An 18,140-nucleotide genomic window follows, 5' to 3' on the forward strand; every position below is an offset into this window, starting at 1 on the left:
GCAAAGCGCAGTGCTGTCAAACGGACGTTACGGAAGGATGCGGGCGTAGCGGGTGCCTTCGAGCGTGGCGCCCACGATCAGGCCGGCTTGTCCGTAGATCACCGCGATCACCGGATCGAGCAGGGTGGTGGTGTCCACCCCAAGGGTCGCGCCCTCGCTGTTGACGGCATAGCGCACGTCCGCACCGACCGACCAACCGGTCGAATAGCGGAACTCGCGCAGCGCGTCCTCGGTCATGAAAAAGAGGGTGTGGGCGTATTGCTGCGCGCCGATCTGCAACCCGAAGCTGCCCGAGGTGGCCGAGTAGTAATCGACGGTCGCGCCGTTGATCCGCAATGCGCCGCGCCCGTAGCTGCCGCCAAAGCCGAAGCCCGCCTCGGTCACCAGCGGCATGACCAGCATGCCCGCGGCGTCCCGGGCCAGTTCGCGGGTGCCGGGCACCTCGCTATACATGAACTCGATGGCGCTATCGACGCGGGCGTCGATACGCTGGCTGCCCTGGCTGTTCAGCCCGTTGCCGCATGCGGCCAGAAGCGGGATCGAAGCCCCGCCAATCACGAAATTCCTGCGCGTGGTGCTGCTCATGGGTCGATCTGCCCTTTGTCCTGTGGTCCGGCCAGTTGTCGGCGGACGGGATGCCTCAATTCAGCCTCGCGTCATCTGCGCAAGGTTCCAGCGACAGACTACGCGGGTTTGCTGCGCCTGTCATCCACCAATACCACAAGCCATGCGGGTTTCCGCCGATCAGACCGCTACAGGTTGCGCGCCCGACCAGACCTAGCCGTTCAGCAGTTTCGCCACACGCGGCGCGAAATAGGTCAGCACTCCGTCGCAGCCGGCGCGGCGGAAACACATCAGGCTTTCCAGCATGACCTTCTCGCCATCGATCCAGCCGTTCTGCGCGGCGGCCTCGATCATCGCGTATTCGCCGGACACCTGGTAGGCATAGGTCGGCGCGCCGAAGCGGTCCTTCACCTCGCGCACCATGTCGAGATACGGCTGGCCGGGTTTGACCATGACCATGTCCGCGCCCTCGGTCAGGTCACGCTCGACGCAGCGCAGCGCCTCGGCCCGGTTGGCGGGGTCGATCTGGTAGGTCTTCTTGTCGCCCTTCAACGCGCCCGAGGCGCCCACCGCGTCGCGGAACGGCCCGTAATAGGCGCTGGCGAATTTCGCGGCATAGGACATGATCGTGACGTTCACATGGCCCTCGGCCTCGAGCGCGCTGCGCATCGCCCCGATGCGCCCGTCCATCATGTCCGACGGCCCAAGGATATCCGCCCCGGCCTCGGCCTGCGCCAGCGCCATCTTCACCAGTGCTTCGACGGTTTCGTCATTCACGATGACCCCGTCGCGGACGATCCCGTCATGGCCGTTGGCATTGTAGGGGTCGAGCGCGATATCGGTCATCACCGCAAGCTCGGGCACCGCGTCCTTGATCGCGCGGATCGCGCGGTTCGACAGGTTGTCGGGGTTCCACGCCTCTTCGCAAAGCTCGGTTTTCAGGGACGGGTCCGTGTAGGGAAACAGGCAGATGGCCGGGATGCCCAGGCTGTGGGCCTCGCGCGCGGCCTCGACGATCTTGTCGACGCTGCGACGGATCACGCCGGGCATCGAGGCCACCGGTTCTTCCACGCCTTCGCCATCGCGCACGAAGATCGGCCAGATCAGGTCATTCACGCTGATCTCGGTCTCGCGCACGAGGTTGCGCAGCGACGCGCTGGCGCGGGTCCGGCGGAAACGGGCGGCGGGGAAGGGGGCCTGGTTGGCGCTCATGGCGTGCGTCCTTGTTTTCTCATCTTGGCGTTGCGCAAATCGGTGCCACGCCAAGGGGTGTGGCTTCAAGGCGGCAAAGCGCGCGGAGCGGCATTTTCGTCGCTGGCATCCCACAAACCCCGCGCCTATGGTGCGCGCCAAATCGGCAGCCAGCAGTGAACGGACGCATCCGCGTGGATTTTCTCGACCTTGTGACAGAAGTGATCGACCTCAGGTCGTTTTCGAACCTTTGGTACTGGATCGTGCTGGCGATCATGTGGTCGACCCTGTCGCATTGGACCCTCGGGGTGCCCTATCACATCGTCAATCGCGCCCGCCGCGGCGATGCGCGGGCGGCCCGGGACATGCAGGCGCTGGTCGAGATCAACAGCGAACGCCTGCTTGCTGTGACTGCGGTCTCCGGGCCGGTCATGCTGGGCTTTGCCGCCTTCCTGTCGACCGGGCTGGCGATCACGGGATGGGCCTACCGGGTGGAGTTCTGCCAGGCCATCTTCCTGCTGATCTTCCCCGCGTTCCTCGTCGGGGCGCTCCTGGTCGCGACGGCGCGTCGGTTGCAGGCCAGCGGCTACCAGGACGTGTCCGGCGTGCTGCGTTCCCATCGGATCAAGGTACAGATGCTGGGCGTGCTCTTCATCTTCCTGACCGCGTTCTGGGGCATGTACACCAACGTCACCGTCGGCCCGCTCGGCTGAGGGCCGGGACAGGTGCTTGACTTCCCACGCTCGCGGCGTAGGTCTCGCGCGCCATGAGTCAGCCTGATCACATCCTTGCCGGCGGCGCGCCCGAGGGCTTCGACGCCACGCTTCTGCTGCGCGAACTGGCGCGGCGCGACGGCCCCGTGCTGCACATCGCCCGCGATGACAAGCGCGCCGAGGCGATGGCGACCGCGCTCGCCTTTTTCGACCCGACGGTCCCCGTTCTGCGCTTTCCCGGCTGGGATTGCCTGCCATATGACCGGGTGTCGCCCAATCCCGACATCTCGGCGCAGCGCATGGCGACGCTGGCGGCGCTGGCGGCGGGGGCGATCCGGGGCGACTTCATCCTGCTCACGACGCTCAACGCGGCGATGCAGTATATCCCGCCGCGCGACCTTTTGCGGAACTCGGCCTTCGCAGCGACCGTCGGCGGCCGGATCGACGAAGCCGCGCTGAAGGACTTTTTCGTGCGCATGGGCTTCGTTCAGGCCCCCACGGTGACAGAGCCCGGCGACTATGCCGTGCGCGGCGGCATCATCGACGTCTGGCCCCCGGGAGAGGACGCGCCGGTGCGCCTCGACCTTTTCGGCGACACGCTTGACGGGGCTCGCCGCTTCGATCCGGTCAGCCAGCGCACCACCGAAAAGCTAGAGCGGATCGAGCTTGCCCCGGTCTCCGAGGTGATCCTGGACGAGGCCTCCATCACGCGGTTTCGGCAGAATTACCGGATCGAGTTCGGCGCGGCCGGCACGGACGATCCGCTGTACGAAGCGGTCAGCGCGGGCCGCAAGCACCAGGGCGTCGAGCACTGGCTGCCCTTCTTCCACGAGCGTTTGGAAACGCTGTTCGACTACCTGCCGGATGCCGCCGTCACGCTGGACGATCAATCGACCCCTCAACGGCTGGCGCGGTGGGAGTCGATCGCCGATCAGTATGACACCCGCAAAACGGCGCTGACCCAGAAGGGGCGGCTGGACACGGTTTATAAACCGGTGCCACCCGACCAACTCTACCTCTCCGATGACGCCTGGCAGGCGGCCATTGCCGGGCATCGGGTGGTGCAGCTGTCGCCCCTGTCGCAAGCGCCGGGCCCCGGCGTCATCGACGCGGGCGGACGGGCAGGTCGCGATTTTGCGCCCGAGCGGCAGAACGAAAATATCAGTCTTTTCGGGGCTCTGGCGGATCATGTTCGCGCAAAGCGTGAAGACGGCGCCGTGGTCATCGCCAGTTGGTCCGAGGGCGCGCGCGAACGCCTCAAAGGCCTGCTTGAAGACCAGGACATCACCGATACCGTCGAGATCACCGATGCCCGTGACATAGGGGGCGGAAAACTCGAGTTTTCCGGCCAGAAAAACTCGAGTTTTTCTGGCCCCTCCACCGGCGGTGTGCATTTGGCCGTCTGGCCGCTGGAGCAGGGTTTCACCGGGGCGGGCCTGACCGTTATCTCGGAACAGGACGTGTTGGGCGACCGGCTGATCCGTCCGCGCCGCAAGACGCGCAAGGCCGAGAACTATCTGACCGAGGCGCAGACGCTGTCGCCCGGCGACCTGGTCGTTCATGTCGATCACGGGGTTGGCCGCTATAACGGACTTGAAACCATCACCGCGATGGGCGCGCCGCATGAATGCCTTGCGCTGGAATATGCCGGGGGCGACCGTTTGTTCCTGCCGGTGGAGAATATCGAGCTTCTCTCGCGCTACGGCCATGAAGAAGGGCTGCTCGACAAGCTGGGCGGCGGGGCATGGCAGGCGAAAAAGGCCCGGCTCAAGGAACGCATCCGCCAGATCGCGGACAAGCTCATCCGCATCGCCGCCGAGCGGGAATTGCGCTCGGCCCCCATGCTGCAACCGCCCGGCGACATGTGGGAGGCCTTCTGCGCCCGCTTTCCGTACGAGGAGACCGACGATCAGCTCAGCGCAATCGCCGACGTGATCGAGGATCTCGAACGCGGGCGTCCGATGGACCGCCTGGTGGTGGGCGATGTAGGCTTCGGCAAGACCGAGGTGGCGATGCGCGCGGCGTTCCTCGCCGCCGCCCAGGGGCTTCAGGTCGCGGTCATCGCACCGACGACGCTGCTGGCCCGCCAGCACGCCAAGACCTTCCGCGACCGTTTCCGGGGCTTCCCGATTAACGTGCGCCAGCTGTCGCGCTTCGTCAGCCAGAAAGAGGCCAGCGAGACCAAGAAGGGCATGGCCGATGGCTCGGTCGATATCGTCATCGGCACCCATGCGCTGCTGGCCAAGAACATCCGGTTCAAGAACCTCGGCCTGCTGGTGATCGACGAGGAACAGCGCTTTGGCGTGACCCACAAGGAACGGCTGAAGGAAATGCGCTCGGACGTGCATGTCCTGACGCTGTCGGCCACGCCGATTCCGCGCACGCTACAGATGTCGCTGTCGGGCGTGCGCGACCTCAGCCTGATCGGCACGCCGCCGGTCGACCGCCTCGCCATCCGCACCTATGTCAGCGAGTTCGACGCGGTGACGATCCGCGAGGCGCTGCTGCGCGAGCACTATCGCGGCGGGCAGTCCTTCTACGTGGTGCCCCGCATCGAGGACTTGCGCGAGATCGAGGAGTTCCTGACCGACCAGGTGCCCGAGGTCAGCTTTGTCACCGCGCATGGCCAGATGGCGGCGGGCGAGCTCGACGACCGCATGAATGCGTTTTACGACGGCAAATATGACGTGCTTCTGGCCACGACCATCGTGGAATCCGGCATCGACATCCCGACCGCCAACACCATGATCATCCACCGCGCCGACATGTTCGGGCTGGCGCAGCTCTACCAGATCCGGGGCCGCGTGGGCCGCGCCAAGACCCGCGCCTATGCCTACCTGACGACGAAGCCGCGCGCCAAGCTGACCCAATCGGCCGAGAAACGCCTGCGCGTTCTGGGCAGCCTCGACAGCCTCGGCGCGGGGTTCACCATCGCGTCGCAGGATCTCGATATTCGCGGTGCGGGCAATATCGTGGGCGAGGAGCAATCCGGGCACGTCCGCGAGGTCGGGTTCGAGCTGTATCAATCCATGCTGGAAGAGGCGATTTCCAAGATCCGCTCGGGCGAGGCCGAGGGGCTGCCGGGCGACGATGGCCAGTGGTCGCCCCAGATCAATCTCGGCGTGCCGGTCCTGATCCCCGAGGATTACGTGCCCGATCTCGATGTGCGGCTTGGCCTCTACCGCCGGCTCAGCCAGTTGGAGACCAAGGTCGATCTCGAAGGCTTCGCCGCCGAGTTGATCGATCGCTTCGGCAAGCTCCCGCGCGAGGTCAACACGCTGCTTCTGGTGGTGCGCATCAAGGCCATGTGCAAGCGCGCCCATATCGCCAAGCTCGATGCCGGGCCGAAGGGTGCGACCCTGCAATTCCACGACAACAAGTTTCCGAACCCGCAGGGGCTGGTGGATTTCATCCAGAACCAGAAGGGGCTGGCCAAGGTCAAGGATAACAGGATCGTCGTGCGCCGCGACTGGGTGAAAGAGGCCGACAAGATCAAGGGCGCCTTCGCCATTGCGCGAGATCTTGCCCAATATGCCACGCCGCCCAAGAAAAGCTGAGCAGAGGATTGTCAGCGCCAACCATTCGGCGGTAAGCAGCCTTCGCGCGCGAGGGTGAAAAGGGGTGTTCCATGGAACGAAACAGCGCCTGGACCAAGGTGGGATGGTTCGCCTTCTGGTTCTTCTCGCTTCTCTCTGCTCTCTCGGCTTTCAAATTCGTGCCGCCGGGCCTCTATTACGGCTTCTTCCCGTCGCTGGAGGAAGGCGTTTCCGTCGCTGCTTGGCAATTCGTGGAGCAGGGCATCCGCGAGGGCGCGCGCCACGTCGCCTACCATATCGAGAACGTGGGCACGACGCTGGCCGTCCACATGTTCTTCGGCGGCCTCGCCGTCATCCTGATCCCGTTGCAGGTGTCGCGCTGGTGGCGTCGCCGCGGGAACAGCCACAAGTGGCTGGGCTGGTTCCTTGTGCCGGTCGTGACGATCTCGGCGCTGACGACCATTCCGGTGAGTTTCAACATGCGCTGGCCGCTCTGGTCCGAGGCGGGCTTTGCGCTTGGGGCGTTCAACTGGTTCGCCGCGCTGGCCATCGGCATGCAAGCGATCCTGGCAGGTGACGTGCAACGGCACCGGCGCTGGATGATCATGATGGCGGCGCTCAGCTTCGGCGCGGTCAGCTTCCGCCTGCAACTGCCGATCCTGCGGATCTGGTTCGACCAGGACGTGGTCTTTCCCTATATCGGCTGGTCCTGCTGGGTGCCGAACGTGCTGGTGGTCTTGTGGTGGTGGCACCACGAAAAGACGCGCGATGCCAAGCGCGCCGCGATCGCGACCCCGGCAGAGTAAGCCAGACGCGTCGGGCCGCCGTTACAGGCCGCCCGGCAATTCCCGCGGCATCTTGCGCATGACGACTGCCCCCAAGGTCAGCATCACGCCTGCGCCAATGGCCAAAGGCACGGCCGTGCCGTCGTAAAGCTGACCCAGCGCGGCCCCGGCCAACGCCCCGCCGACAGTGGCCAACGCCCCCATCAGGGACGAGGCGGTGCCGGCAATATGGCCCAACGGCTCCAACGCCAGCGCGTTCAGGTTGCCGATGGTGAAGGCCGCCGACGCGAAAATGCTGACGGTCCACACGAAGTAGACCCAGAACTCCGCCGCTCCGAGGTTCAGCACCCCGATCACGATCGCCGCGGCGAAGGAACACGTCGCCGAAACCCACAGCGCGGTGCGGATCATCGGGCGCATGCCAAGCCGCATCACCAACCGCGCATTGGTGGGCGCGGCCGGGGCGGATAAAAGCGCGATGAACGCGAACCAAAGGGGAAAGCTCTCCCCCCGACCATAGGTCAGGTCAAACACCTGCTGGACCGAGCTGAGCGTGCCGAACAGGGCCCCGAAGACGAAGGTCTGCACGAGGATCGACAGTTGCATCTGCCGGTTCGCCATCGCCTCGCGCATATCCCGCCAGGTCTGGCCAAGGCTCAGCTTGCGGCGCGCCTCGCGGGGCAGGGTCTCGGGCTGGCGCAACATCACCCAGGACACCGAAACGACCGAGAAGACCATGAAAGCCACGAAGATCGACCGCCATCCAAAGCCCGCGATGATCGCCGCCCCGATCAGCGGCGCGACCGCCGGGAAAAGCGTGAAGATCATCATCGCGTAGGACACGATCTGCGCCATGGCGCGCCCGGAATAGAGATCGCGGATCATCGCGATCGACACCACGCGAGGGCCGGAGGCGCCGAGGCCCTGGATCACGCGGGCCAGCAGGATCAATTCGAGGCTTGGCGCCACAAGGGCCAGCAAGGCCCCCGCCAGGTACAGCACCGCCCCCAACAGGATCACCGTCTTGCGGCCCAACGCGTCCGAAAGCGGACCCACCACCAGCGTGCCCAGCCCCATGCCGAGAACGAAACTCGTCAGAATCAACTGCGCGCGGTTCACCGCCTCGGGCGTCAGGTCTCCGGCGATCTCGGGCAGGGCGGGCAGCATGGCGTCGATGGAAAAGGCCACCGTCGCAAAGATCGTCCCCATCATGGCGATGAACTCGACCCGGCCAAGTCGGCGGCGCTCGTCCTGCATCATCGGGTCGGTGGTCGCGCTCATGACTTGCCCTCGGGTGCGGCGGCCAGTTCGTCGATCACCTGCATCCACAACTCGGGCGGCTGCGCCCCCGGCACGACATGCGTGTTCGCCACGACGAAGGTCGGCACGGCCTGCACGCCCCTTTGCCGCGCATGGGCGTCCCGGGCGCGGATCTCGTCGGTATCGGCGTCTCCGGCCAGAAGCTGCGCCACCATGCCCCCATCCATCTCGGCTTTCTCGGCAATCGCGCGCAGAACATCCGGGTCCTCGATATCGAGACCGTCCTGGAAATAGGCCCGGAACAGCGCCACCGCGACCGCGGTCTGCCGCCCTTCGATCCCGGCCCAATGGATCAGGCGATGGGCGTCCAGCGTGTTGGGCGTGCGCTTGATCTGGTCAAGCTTCAGGTCCAGCCCGGCCTTCGCGGCATGCTCCGCCACCGGCAGATAGGCGGTCACGGCACCCTCCTTGCCGCCGAACTTGGCCTCGAGGTAGCTGCGCCGATCCATGCCGCCCTTGGGCATCTCCGGGTTCAGCTGGAAAGGATGCCACTCGATGGCGAAGGGGTGATCGGCCCGCGCCTCCAACGCCCGGGCAAGGTTGCTCCACCCGATGAAACACCACGGGCAGATCGGGTCGGACAGGATATCGAGCTTGATCATCGTTCTTCCCCCACCAGCGCCTTCAAGGCGCCGCGGTCGAGTTTTCCGTTTGGGTTGCGGGGCAGGGCGTCCAATCGAAGGAAGGCCCTCGGCTGCTTGTAGCGGGCAAGGCGCGCCTCGGCCAAGCGGCGCAGGGCGTCTTCCGTCGCGTCGCCCGCAAAGGCCAGCCCCACGATGGTCGTGTCTGCCTTCGGCGTAAGCGCCAGTGCCGCACAATCATGCACGCCCGGTGCGTGTTGAAAGACCGCCTCGATCTCCAGCGGCGAGACGCGGAACCCGCCGGCCGTGATCAGGTCGTCGCGCCGCCCGTGGTAGCGGAAGGATCCGTCCGTCTGCCGATCCACCAGATCGCCCGTCAGGAACCAGTCGCCGGCAAGCGGCAGGTCCAGTGACCCGTCCTTGCGCTGGTATCCCAACATCAGCCCCGGATCGTCGCGATGGATCGCCAGGATGCCGGTTTCGCCCTCGGACACCTCGCCGCCGTCCTCCGACAGAACCGCCACGCGCCGCCCGGGCTGCGGATAACCAAGCGAGCCTTCGGGGGCGGGGCGGGCCGGTGAGCCCGAGATGAAGGTGGAACATTCCGACATGCCAAGCGCCTCGTGCACCGCAGTGCCGGTCGCCTCGGTCCAGCGCTGGCGCAGCGCCTCGGGGAGTTTTTCGCCCGCGCTTAGCCCGTGCCGCAGCCTGGGCAGGTGCAACGGCGCGTCGCCCGCCAGCAGCTTGCGGAAAATGCCCGGCGCGGCGGCAAGGATCGTCGCGTCATGCCGCTTCAGCAGCAGGGGCAGGGCGCCGGGCTGCACCCCCGGTGCGGGGATCAAGGCGGTTGCGCCAACCGACCAGGGGTCCAGCAGCCCGGTGCCCAGCGTGAAGGTCCAGTTGAAGGCGCCCGCATGCAGCAAGCGGTCGTCCTCGTGCAGGCCGTACCAGCCCCCGTGCATCATCCGCCGCGCCCAGATGGCGCGATGGGCATGGGCCACCGCCTTCGGCGTCCCGCCGGACCCCGAGGTGAAGACCAGATAGGCGAGCCTGTCAGGGTCACCCATCACGTAATCGGCTGGCTCATGTGCCATCAATGGGGCGAGGTCGCGGATCACGGGGCCAGAAAACCCCTCGGGCAGGGCGATGCCATCCCCGGCGAGGATACCTGCGGGTGCGATCACCTCGGCCAGCTTCGTGATTTCGCTTACCGTCAGGCCCGCCGCCGTGGGCACAGGCACGATCCCCACGGCAATGGCGCCAAGGAAGGCCACCGGAAACTCGGGCGTATTGCCCAATCTGAGCAGCAGCTTGTCGCCGGGCCGAAATCCCTGCGCCAGCAATCCGCCCGCCATGCCGCGCACGGCGCGCTCCAGCTTTGCATAGCTCCAGCGTTCGGCGCGGGCGGGGCCAAGGACGGCCAGTGCAACCTTGTCGGGCAGGCGCTCGGCCTGGCTCAAGACATAGTGCGACAGGTTGAAGGGGGCAGGGCAAGGTGTGGTCATAGTCCCCGCCTACGCCGCCGCCCCGGTCAAGGCAACCTGCGCAACCGCACAGATCGCCCCGAGAGGTTGGCGCTCAGTCCCGGCGCCCCATGGGCCGGTCAGCCACGTCATCGTCGCCGAAGCGGTCGTCGCCCGAATAGACATCCTCTCCGTCGGGCAGGTAACGCTCCGAGTCGCGCGCCGCGGCCTCGTCATGGGTGGGGTCCGCATAGGCATCGGCGGGCATCGGACCTTGCTGCCAGTCCTCCATCTGGCGCCCGATCTCAGCCGGCGTCTCTCCGGTCGCGCCCGCAACCGTCGCGATGACCTCGTCACGGTCCCCGGACAGCGCGATCAGGTCCTCCTCGGCCACGTCGGGCCAGCGGCCCTGGATCGCCGGAATCATCGCGCGCCAGTTCTGTTGAATGTCGCTCCATTGCATAGCGTTGTCCTTTCCTGTTCGCAGGTGCGTTGGAAAGGAAACGACCGGGCGTCCCTGCGGTTCCGACCCGTCAGCCGAACATCGCGCGCAGATCGACGCTGCTTTCGATGCCGATGGCACCCAGATGCGCGTCGAGGAACCTGTCCGCCGCCGCGCGCCCCGCGGCGCGCAACTGGTGCAGGATCTGCGGTGTCGCCACCAGCTTGGTCGCCACCGACAACTGCCCCATCAGTGCGTCATCGGCGATCATGTGAATGCGCAGCCGCTTCATCGCGCCTTGGGGCAGGGTGCCGTCATCCAAAAGGCGCTGCACGAAATCGATGGCGCGCAACTCGCGCAACAGCGAGGAATTGAAGCTGATCTCGTTCACGCGGTTCTGGATTTCCCGCGCGCTGACGGGCAGGTCGGCGCGCTCCAGCGGGTTGATGTTCACGACAAGGATGTCGCCCGGCAGATCGCCCTCGAACAACGGGAAAAGCGCCGGGTTGCCGGTATAACCGCCATCCCAATAGGCCTCCATCTCGCCGGTTTCGGGATGGGGGATCTCGACCGCGCGGAACAGCGTCGGCAGGCAGGCCGAGGCGAGGATCGCGTCCGCGCTGATCTCCTCGCCCGAGAAGACCCGGATCTTGCCGCTGCGCACATTGGTCGCACAGATGTGAAAGGCGGGCCCCGCCTCGGCGCAGACCTCGTCGAAATGGAAGCGCTCCACGATGCGCCGCAGCGGGTTGATGTAGAAGGGGCCGCTGTCATAGGGGCTGACAAGGCGCGCGATCCCGTCGCCGAAGGCAAAGGGCAGCGAGGCTTCAATCGCCCGGCTGACCGCCACCGGCGCGATCGCATCGAGCCACGGGGCCAGGGCGGGCGTCGTGATCGCGCCCACCTGTTCCCACAGCCATTCAAGGTTTTCCCGCGCCGCGTCGCGCCCGCCACGCACCATCCCGGCCTTTACCGCCGCCCCGTTCAACGCCCCGGCAGACGTGCCCGTGATCGCCGCGATCTCGATCTCGGGCGCCTCCAGCAGCCGATCCAGAACGCCCCAGGTGAAAGCCCCGTGCGCGCCCCCACCTTGCAAGGCCAGGTTGATCGGTTTCGCCTGCGCCATGGTTGCGTCCTTCATCTTGGCAAGAAAACTCCGGGGGAGTCGCGTCAGCGACGGGGGCAGAGCCCCCTCAAACCCCGCTCAGAGTGCGGTCCAACCGCCATCAACGCTGATCGTGGTGCCGGTGATCTGCGCTGCCGCATCCGTACACAGGAAGGCGCAGGTGCCGCCCATCTGCTCGACGGTGGCGAATTCCTTGGAGGGTTGGCGCGCCAGCATCACCTCGCGCACGACCGTGTCGCGGTCCATGTCATGGGCCTTCATCTGGTCCGGGATTTGCGCCTCGACCAGCGGGGTCAGCACGTAGCCCGGGCAGATCGCGTTGGCGGTGATCGGCTCTTCCGCGGTTTCCAGGGCCGTGGTCTTGGTCAGGCCGACGATCCCGTGCTTGGCGGCGATATAGGCCGACTTGTAGGGGCTCGCCGTCAGGCCATGTGCCGAGGCAATGTTGACCACGCGGCCCCAGCCCGCCTTGCGCATCAGGGGCAGGGCGGCCGCCGTCGTGTGAAAGGCCGAGGAAAGGTTGATCGCGATGATCGCGTCCCATTTTTCCTCGGGGAATTCGTCGATGGGGGCGACATGCTGGATGCCCGCGTTATTGACCAGGATATCGCAGGCGCCGGCCTCTTCGATCAGCTTGCGGCACTCGGCCCCCTTGGACATGTCGGCCTTGATGTAGCGCGCCTTGACGCCCGCCACGTTCGCGATCTCTTCGGCCAGGGCGTGATCCTCGTCGCGGTCGGTGAAAGAGTTCAGAACCACGTCCGCCCCCGCCATGGCCAGTTCCCGCGCGATCCCGAGTCCAATGCCGGAGTTCGACCCGGTGATGACGGCGGTCTTGCCGGAAAGATCGAAGGTGATGGCCATGGTGAATGCTCCCGCTGATGGTCCTTTGTCGCCAAGCTAATGCTGCGGCTGCGAAAGAAACAGGGGATGTGGCGAAACCGTGGCCAAAAAAAACGCCGGCACGAAGCCGGCGTTAAGTTATTGAGGCAGGTTTCATACAGGCAAGAAACCTATCGAGCAGTGCCACCTTTATAAGCAATGACATGCCCGGAGTCCAACCCAAATGTTTGGCTGGACCCGGGCCGGTGGACGCCGCAAACTCCCGCAAACACTGGAAAGCGGAGGATTGTTCGCGGATGGCGCTGCATTGTTTCACCAAAATCCTGGCCACGGCGGGTCTGGCGCTTGGCCTTGCCGGAGGCGCGCAAGCCCAACCAATGCACGGTGTCGCGATGTATGGCGAGCCTGCGCTGCCGCCCGATTTTCGCCATCTTCCCTATGCCAACCCCGACGCCCCCACGGGCGGGCGGATCGTCACCGGCGAGGTCGGCAGTTTCGACAGTCTCAACCCGCATATCCGCCGCGGCTCCACGCCGTGGCAACTTCGGTTCCTCGCCTACGAATCGCTCATGGGCCGGAGTTACGACGAACCGTTCTCGCTCTACGGCCTTCTCGCCGAATCGGTCGAGGTCGATCCCGACCATATGTGGGTCGAGTTCACCCTGCGTCCCGAGGCGCGGTTCTCCGATGGCAGCCCGGTCACCGTCGCCGACGTGATCTGGTCCTACGAGACGCTGGGGACCGAGGGCCACCCGCGTTACCTCAATGCCTGGGGCCGCGTCGCCTCGATCGAGCAGACGGGCGAGCGCTCGGTGCGGCTGACCTTCACCGAACCCGACCGCGAGCTTGCCCTGATCATGGGGCTGCGCCCGATCCTGCAAGCCGCACAATGGCAGGAGACCGATTTCGCCGAATCCGGTCTCGACGTGATCCCCATCGCCAGCGCGCCCTACGTGATCGACGATTTCGAGGCCGGGCGTTTCGTCTCGCTGCGCCGCAACCCCGACTACTGGGGCGCCGACCTGCCGTTCCGGCGCGGCACCAACGTGATCGACGAAATCCGGCTGGAGTTCTTTGCCGATGGCACCGCCATGTTCGAGGCCTTCACCAGCGGGGTCATCACCACCATCCGCGAAACCAACGCGGCCGACTGGGCCACGCGCTACGATTTCCCGCGCGTGCAATCGGGCGAGGTGGTGCTGTCCGAGGTCCCGCATGAACGCCCCTCTGGCATCATCGGGTTCGTCATGAACACCCGCCGCCCGCATTTCGCCGACTGGCGCGTGCGCGAGGCGATGATCCAGGCCTTCAACTTCGAATTCGTGAACCAGACGCTCAACGGCGGTGTTGCCCCTCGCATCACCTCGTATTTCTCGAACTCGCCGCTTGGAATGTCCCATGGTCCTGCCGAGGGCCGGGTGGCCGAATTCCTGGCCCCCTTCGCCGACGACCTGCTGCCCGGCGCGATCGAGGGCTACAGCCTGCCCGTTTCGGACGGGTCCGAGCGTAACCGGGCCGGCATCCGCGAGGCGCTGCGCCTGATGGAAGAGGCGGGCTATACCGTGCAGCAGGGCGTGATGACCGGCCCCGACGGTCAGCCCTTCACCTTCGAGATCCTGTTGCAAAACGGCTCGTCCGAGAACGAGGCCATCGCCAATATCTATTCCGAGGCGCTGGAGCGGCTGGGGATCGCGGTGACGATCTCGTCCATCGACCCGGCGCAGTATCGCGAACGCACCGACGCCTTCGATTTCGACATGACCTATTACGCGCGCGGCCTGTCGCTCAGCCCGGGCAACGAGCAGCGCCTCTACTGGGGCTGCGAGATGGCCGGGACCGAAGGCTCGCGCAACCTGATGGGGGCGTGCAACCCGGCCATCGACGCGATGATCGAACGCCTGCTGACCTCGGAAAGCCAGGAAGATTTCCTGGCCGCCACCCGTGCCCTGGACCGCGTCCTGACCTCGCAGCGCTATGTCGTGCCCTTCTGGTACAACCCGATCGCGCGCATCGCCCATGACGCGAACCTGCATTACCCCGGGACGCTGCCGATCTATGGCGACTGGATCAACTGGCAGCCCGATGTCTGGTGGTACGCCGAGGACTGATTCAGCCACGCAGTAAGGAAAGGGCGACCCGGAGGCCGCCCTTTCCACATCCTGAGGGAGGAGACCTCAGAAGAAGCCGAGCTTGTTGGGATTGTAGCTCATCAGGATGTTCTTGGTCTGCTGGTAGTGGTCCAGCATCATCTTGTGGGTCTCGCGCCCGATGCCCGATTGCTTGTAGCCGCCAAAGGCCGCATGGGCCGGATAGGCGTGGTAATTGTTGACCCAGACGCGGCCCGCCTCGATGGCGCGGCCAAAGCGGTAGCAACGGTTCGCATCGCGCGACCAGACGCCGGCGCCGAGGCCGTACATCGTGTCATTGGCGATGGCGAGCGCCTCTTCCTCGTCCTTGAAGGTCGTGACCGAGACCACGGGGCCAAAGATCTCTTCCTGGAAGACGCGCATCTTGTTGTGGCCTTTCAGGATGGTCGGCTGGATGTAGTAGCCGTTGGCGAGCTCCCCGTTGAACCGGGCGGCCGCGCCGCCGGTCAGAACCTCGGCCCCTTCCTCGACGCCGATGGTCAGGTAAGAGGTAATCTTGTCCTGCTGTTCCTTGCTGGCCTGCGCCCCGACCATGGTTTCCATATCGCGCGGATCACCTTGCTTGATCGCCTCGACGCGCGCGATGCAGCGCTTGATGAATTCCTCGTAGATGTCTTCCTGGATCAATGCGCGGCTGGGGCAGGTGCAGACCTCACCCTGGTTGAAGGCGAACAGGACAAACCCCTCGACCGCCTTGTCGAGATAGGCGTCATCCTCGGCCATCACGTCCGAGAAGAAGATATTGGGGGATTTGCCGCCAAGTTCCAGCGTCACCGGGATCAGGTTTTCCGTCGCGGCCTTCATGATGATCCGGCCGGTTTCGGTCGATCCGGTGAAGGCGATCTTGGCGATCCGCGGGCTGGTGGCCAGCGGTGCGCCCACCTCGGGGCCCATGCCGTTCACCACGTTCAGAACGCCCGCGGGCAACAGGTCGGCGACCAGCTCGGCCAGCACCATGATCGCGGCGGGGGTCTGTTCGGCGGGCTTCAGCACGATGCAATTGCCGGCGGCCAACGCGGGCGCCAGTTTCCATGCCGCCATCAGGATCGAGAAATTCCACGGAATGATCTGACCCACGACACCCAGCGGTTCGTGGAAATGGTAGGCCACGGTATCGGCGTCGATTTCCGACATGGTGCCTTCCTGCGCGCGCAGGACACCGGCGAAATAGCGGAAATGATCGACCGACAGGGGAATATCGGCGGCGGTCGTCTCGCGGATCGGCTTGCCGTTGTCCCATGTCTCGGCCTGCGCCAGAAGCTCGAGGTTCTCTTCCAGCCGGTCGGCGATTTTCAGAAGCGTGTTGGCGCGCTCGGCGGGGCTGGTTTTGCCCCAGGCGTCCTTGGCGGCGTGGGCCGCATCCAGCGCCAGCTCCACGTCCGCAGCATCGGACCGGGCCACTTCGCAGACCACCGCACCGGTGATCGGCGTGACGTTCTCGAAATACCGGCCATTCACCGGGGCCACGAACCGGCCTCCGATGAAGTTGTCGTAACGGGTCTTGAAGGGCGACGTGTACGTGCCCGCGATCTGGGTCATCTCGTTCATGAGATCCTCCTCCTAAACAGACGCCCGGCTCCCTCCGGGCGATGGAAAGAGCATTCGGCCAGGGTCTGATCGGAGTCAGCCGGGGCGGGGCAGGTGGATCGCGCCACCTGTCTCAGGACTGAGACAGTCTTAGCGGGTCTCGTCGATCCCGAGGCGTTTCATCCGCCGATAAAGCGTCGCGCGCCCGATCCCGAGGGCGCGCGCGGCCTTGGACACGTTTCCGCCTGCGCGGGTCAGGGCGCGCATCACGGCGGCGCGTTCGGCTTTCTCGAAGCCGGTCGGTCCGTCGCCGCGTCCCAGCAGATCGCCCGCCGGCACCGGAGAGATCGGCCCGCTCTGCGACAGGCCGAACGCGCGGCGCGCCCCGCGCGTGGCCCCGATGACGATATCGTGGCTGTCGATGGCAAGAAGCGTCGCCGCCTCGGTGTCGGGCGCTTCGGCAACAAGGATACGCGCATCGCGAAAGCTGGTGCGAAACGCATCGCTTTCGATTTGGCGGGCCGTCTGGGCCACCATCGCCGCGATCAGCCTGTTGAACCCCTCGGTCTGGTCGGCCCGCGCCGAAGACACGTCGAGCGCCCCAAGAATGCTGCCATCCGGTCCGTAAATCGGCGCGTCCATGCAACTCATCGCGGTGTTTCTGGCATGGAAATGCTCGTCGCGATGAATGGTGACGCGGCGGTTCTCGGCGAGGCAGGTGCCGATCCCGTTCGTGCCTTCGGAACGCTCAGACCAATCCGCGCCGGGCCAAAGCCCCCAGTCATCGAACACCCCGGCATCGGCATCCGACGCCCGGATATCCAGCACGACCCCTTCGTCATCGGTCAGAAGAACACCGCATCCGGAACTGCCCACAAGTTGATAAAGCGCATCGAGCCGCGGCGTCGCCACGCGCATCAGCGCCTCGGACCGGTCACGCCGTTCGGCCAGTGCGCCCTCGGTGACGCGGTTCACGCCGTCCCGCTGCGCCGGGTCCAATCCGTGATGGTCGAGAGACCGCCGCCACGACGCAGCAAGACGCGAGAGCGCCGCTGCCTGCGCATTGGACGCAGTTTCGATCACGCGGATTGCGTGGCGGTCTGAAGATCTGGAGATGGCGTTTTCCTCCCGCACACAACCATAGGGTTGGCCGCGCAGCTTGGGAAGGCGCTTATTCCGCGGCCTCGGGCAGGCCCTCACGCGCGGCGTTCGTGTCGTCCTGGTTCGGGTAGACAAGCCCCGCCGAGATCACGAGCTTCGCGGCATCCTCCACCGACATGTCAAGGATGGTTACATCCTTGCGCGGCACGAACAGCAGGAACCCCGAGGTCGGGTTTGGTGTGGTCGGAAGGAAGACCGAGACCATTTCCTCGGAGCCATGGCGTTTCGAGATCTCGCCCTTGGCGGTGGTCGAGATGAAGGCAATGGCCCAGATCCCCTTGCGCGGGTATTCCAAGAGACAGGCCTTGTCGAAATTCTGCTGCCCCTGCGCCAGCACCGTTTCGACGATCTGCTTCAGCCCCGAATAGAGCGAACGGATCAGCGGGATCGACAGCACCACGCTCTCGGCCCACAGGATGAGCGAGCGCCCGATCAGGCCCTTGGCGATCCAGCCCACGAGGATCGTGAACAGCAGGAAGGTCACAACGCCGATGCCGCGGATGTTCACCTCGATCCCGGTATATTCGCGGATCAGCGTCGAGGGGTTGTAGGCCTGCGGGATGAAGGGCAGCACCCAGCTGTCGATCCAGCCGGTCAATGTCCAGATCAGCCAGATCGTCACGCCGATGGGCGTGATCACGATCAGCCCGGTCAGAAAGCTCGACCGGAGCGAGGCGAGAAACCCGCGTTTCGGCGGTGGTGGCGTTGGCGGGAGCTGCATGCGTGTCTTGGCTGTGTCCG

15 protein-coding genes are annotated in these 18,140 nt (G+C 65.6%); 4 read left to right on the forward strand and 11 right to left on the reverse strand.

Annotated elements, in window-relative coordinates; translation table 11 throughout:
- Positions 1-27 precede the first annotated feature (27 nt).
- Positions 28-585, reverse strand: a complete 558-nt coding sequence (locus tag ABD923_RS05680; RefSeq protein ID WP_259546192.1) for a lipid-binding SYLF domain-containing protein — start codon at positions 583-585, stop codon at positions 28-30.
- 192 nt (positions 586-777) lie between these two features.
- On the reverse strand, positions 778-1,776 hold the full coding sequence (gene hemB / locus ABD923_RS05685) for a porphobilinogen synthase (RefSeq protein WP_259546191.1): 999 nt from the start codon (positions 1,774-1,776) through the stop codon (positions 778-780).
- A 173-nt stretch (positions 1,777-1,949) separates the two neighbouring features.
- On the opposite strand from hemB, the gene ABD923_RS05690 reads away from it, so the two are divergent.
- The 3 genes from ABD923_RS05690 to ABD923_RS05700 all read left to right on the forward strand — a co-directional run bounded on the left by ABD923_RS05690 (position 1,950) and on the right by ABD923_RS05700 (position 6,810).
- A complete protein-coding gene (locus ABD923_RS05690; protein WP_259546190.1) occupies positions 1,950-2,468 on the forward strand; it encodes a component of SufBCD complex in 519 nt (172 codons plus the stop codon).
- 53 nt (positions 2,469-2,521) lie between these two features.
- On the forward strand, positions 2,522-6,025 hold the full coding sequence (gene mfd, locus ABD923_RS05695; RefSeq protein WP_259546189.1) for a transcription-repair coupling factor: 3,504 nt from the start codon (positions 2,522-2,524) through the stop codon (positions 6,023-6,025).
- 71 nt (positions 6,026-6,096) lie between these two features.
- Positions 6,097-6,810, forward strand: coding sequence for a DUF2306 domain-containing protein (locus ABD923_RS05700; RefSeq protein ID WP_259546188.1), 714 nt, complete (start codon positions 6,097-6,099; stop codon positions 6,808-6,810).
- A 21-nt stretch (positions 6,811-6,831) separates the two neighbouring features.
- Here ABD923_RS05700 and ABD923_RS05705 read toward each other — a convergent pair whose 3' ends face one another.
- The 6 genes from ABD923_RS05705 to ABD923_RS05730 form a co-directional block, all read right to left on the reverse strand.
- Complete coding sequence (locus ABD923_RS05705) at positions 6,832-8,070, reverse strand: multidrug effflux MFS transporter (RefSeq protein WP_259546187.1); 1,239 nt, start codon at positions 8,068-8,070, stop codon at positions 6,832-6,834.
- Positions 8,067-8,711, reverse strand: coding sequence for a DsbA family oxidoreductase (locus ABD923_RS05710; protein ID WP_259546186.1), 645 nt, complete (start codon positions 8,709-8,711; stop codon positions 8,067-8,069). Before ABD923_RS05710 ends, ABD923_RS05705 begins: the two co-directional genes overlap by 4 nt.
- Positions 8,708-10,195: a class I adenylate-forming enzyme family protein gene (locus tag ABD923_RS05715; protein WP_259546185.1), complete on the reverse strand. Its 1,488-nt coding sequence runs from the start codon at positions 10,193-10,195 to the stop codon at positions 8,708-8,710. Before ABD923_RS05715 ends, ABD923_RS05710 begins: the two co-directional genes overlap by 4 nt.
- A gap of 73 nt (positions 10,196-10,268) precedes the next feature.
- Positions 10,269-10,616 (reverse strand): hypothetical protein, encoded by a 348-nt coding sequence (locus tag ABD923_RS05720; protein WP_259546184.1) that lies wholly within the window; start codon positions 10,614-10,616, stop codon positions 10,269-10,271.
- A 70-nt stretch (positions 10,617-10,686) separates the two neighbouring features.
- Positions 10,687-11,736 carry a patatin-like phospholipase family protein gene (locus tag ABD923_RS05725; protein WP_259546183.1) on the reverse strand — a complete coding sequence of 350 codons (1,050 nt, stop codon included), beginning with the start codon at positions 11,734-11,736 and terminating at the stop codon, positions 10,687-10,689.
- A gap of 63 nt (positions 11,737-11,799) precedes the next feature.
- Positions 11,800-12,585 carry a 3-hydroxybutyrate dehydrogenase gene (locus ABD923_RS05730; RefSeq protein WP_259546182.1) on the reverse strand — a complete coding sequence of 262 codons (786 nt, stop codon included), beginning with the start codon at positions 12,583-12,585 and terminating at the stop codon, positions 11,800-11,802.
- 275 nt (positions 12,586-12,860) lie between these two features.
- On the opposite strand from ABD923_RS05730, the gene ABD923_RS05735 reads away from it, so the two are divergent.
- The gene (locus ABD923_RS05735) at positions 12,861-14,672 is read left to right on the forward strand and encodes an extracellular solute-binding protein (protein WP_259546181.1); all 1,812 of its coding nucleotides are present in this window, start codon (positions 12,861-12,863) and stop codon (positions 14,670-14,672) included.
- 66 nt (positions 14,673-14,738) lie between these two features.
- Here the strand turns inward: ABD923_RS05735 and adh are convergent, their stop codons facing one another.
- From adh to ABD923_RS05750, 3 genes are all read right to left on the reverse strand, one after another.
- On the reverse strand, positions 14,739-16,259 hold the full coding sequence (adh, locus tag ABD923_RS05740) for an aldehyde dehydrogenase (RefSeq protein ID WP_259546180.1): 1,521 nt from the start codon (positions 16,257-16,259) through the stop codon (positions 14,739-14,741).
- A 129-nt stretch (positions 16,260-16,388) separates the two neighbouring features.
- Positions 16,389-17,321, reverse strand: coding sequence for a helix-turn-helix domain-containing protein (locus ABD923_RS05745; protein WP_259546179.1), 933 nt, complete (start codon positions 17,319-17,321; stop codon positions 16,389-16,391).
- Between the two features lie 88 nt (positions 17,322-17,409).
- Positions 17,410-18,120: a DUF502 domain-containing protein gene (locus tag ABD923_RS05750; protein WP_259546178.1), complete on the reverse strand. Its 711-nt coding sequence runs from the start codon at positions 18,118-18,120 to the stop codon at positions 17,410-17,412.
- Positions 18,121-18,140 lie beyond the last annotated feature (20 nt).

The organism is [Roseibacterium] beibuensis, assembly GCF_039542305.1.
Taxonomy (GTDB): Bacteria; Pseudomonadota; Alphaproteobacteria; order Rhodobacterales; family Rhodobacteraceae; genus Roseibacterium; species Roseibacterium beibuensis.

Coding starts and splice junctions, on each gene's coding strand:
- ABD923_RS05725 (WP_259546183.1), bottom strand. CDS start 11,736: ATGAAGGACGCAACCATGGCGCAGGCGAAACCGATCAACCTGGCCTTG.
- mfd (WP_259546189.1), top strand. CDS start 2,522: ATGAGTCAGCCTGATCACATCCTTGCCGGCGGCGCGCCCGAGGGCTTC.
- ABD923_RS05720 (WP_259546184.1), bottom strand. CDS start 10,616: ATGCAATGGAGCGACATTCAACAGAACTGGCGCGCGATGATTCCGGCG.
- ABD923_RS05735 (WP_259546181.1), top strand. CDS start 12,861: ATGGCGCTGCATTGTTTCACCAAAATCCTGGCCACGGCGGGTCTGGCG.
- ABD923_RS05710 (WP_259546186.1), bottom strand. CDS start 8,711: ATGATCAAGCTCGATATCCTGTCCGACCCGATCTGCCCGTGGTGTTTC.
- ABD923_RS05730 (WP_259546182.1), bottom strand. CDS start 12,585: ATGGCCATCACCTTCGATCTTTCCGGCAAGACCGCCGTCATCACCGGG.
- ABD923_RS05750 (WP_259546178.1), bottom strand. CDS start 18,120: ATGCAGCTCCCGCCAACGCCACCACCGCCGAAACGCGGGTTTCTCGCC.
- ABD923_RS05705 (WP_259546187.1), bottom strand. CDS start 8,070: ATGAGCGCGACCACCGACCCGATGATGCAGGACGAGCGCCGCCGACTT.
- hemB (WP_259546191.1), bottom strand. CDS start 1,776: ATGAGCGCCAACCAGGCCCCCTTCCCCGCCGCCCGTTTCCGCCGGACC.
- ABD923_RS05715 (WP_259546185.1), bottom strand. CDS start 10,195: ATGACCACACCTTGCCCTGCCCCCTTCAACCTGTCGCACTATGTCTTG.
- ABD923_RS05700 (WP_259546188.1), top strand. CDS start 6,097: ATGGAACGAAACAGCGCCTGGACCAAGGTGGGATGGTTCGCCTTCTGG.
- adh (WP_259546180.1), bottom strand. CDS start 16,259: ATGAACGAGATGACCCAGATCGCGGGCACGTACACGTCGCCCTTCAAG.
- ABD923_RS05680 (WP_259546192.1), bottom strand. CDS start 585: ATGAGCAGCACCACGCGCAGGAATTTCGTGATTGGCGGGGCTTCGATC.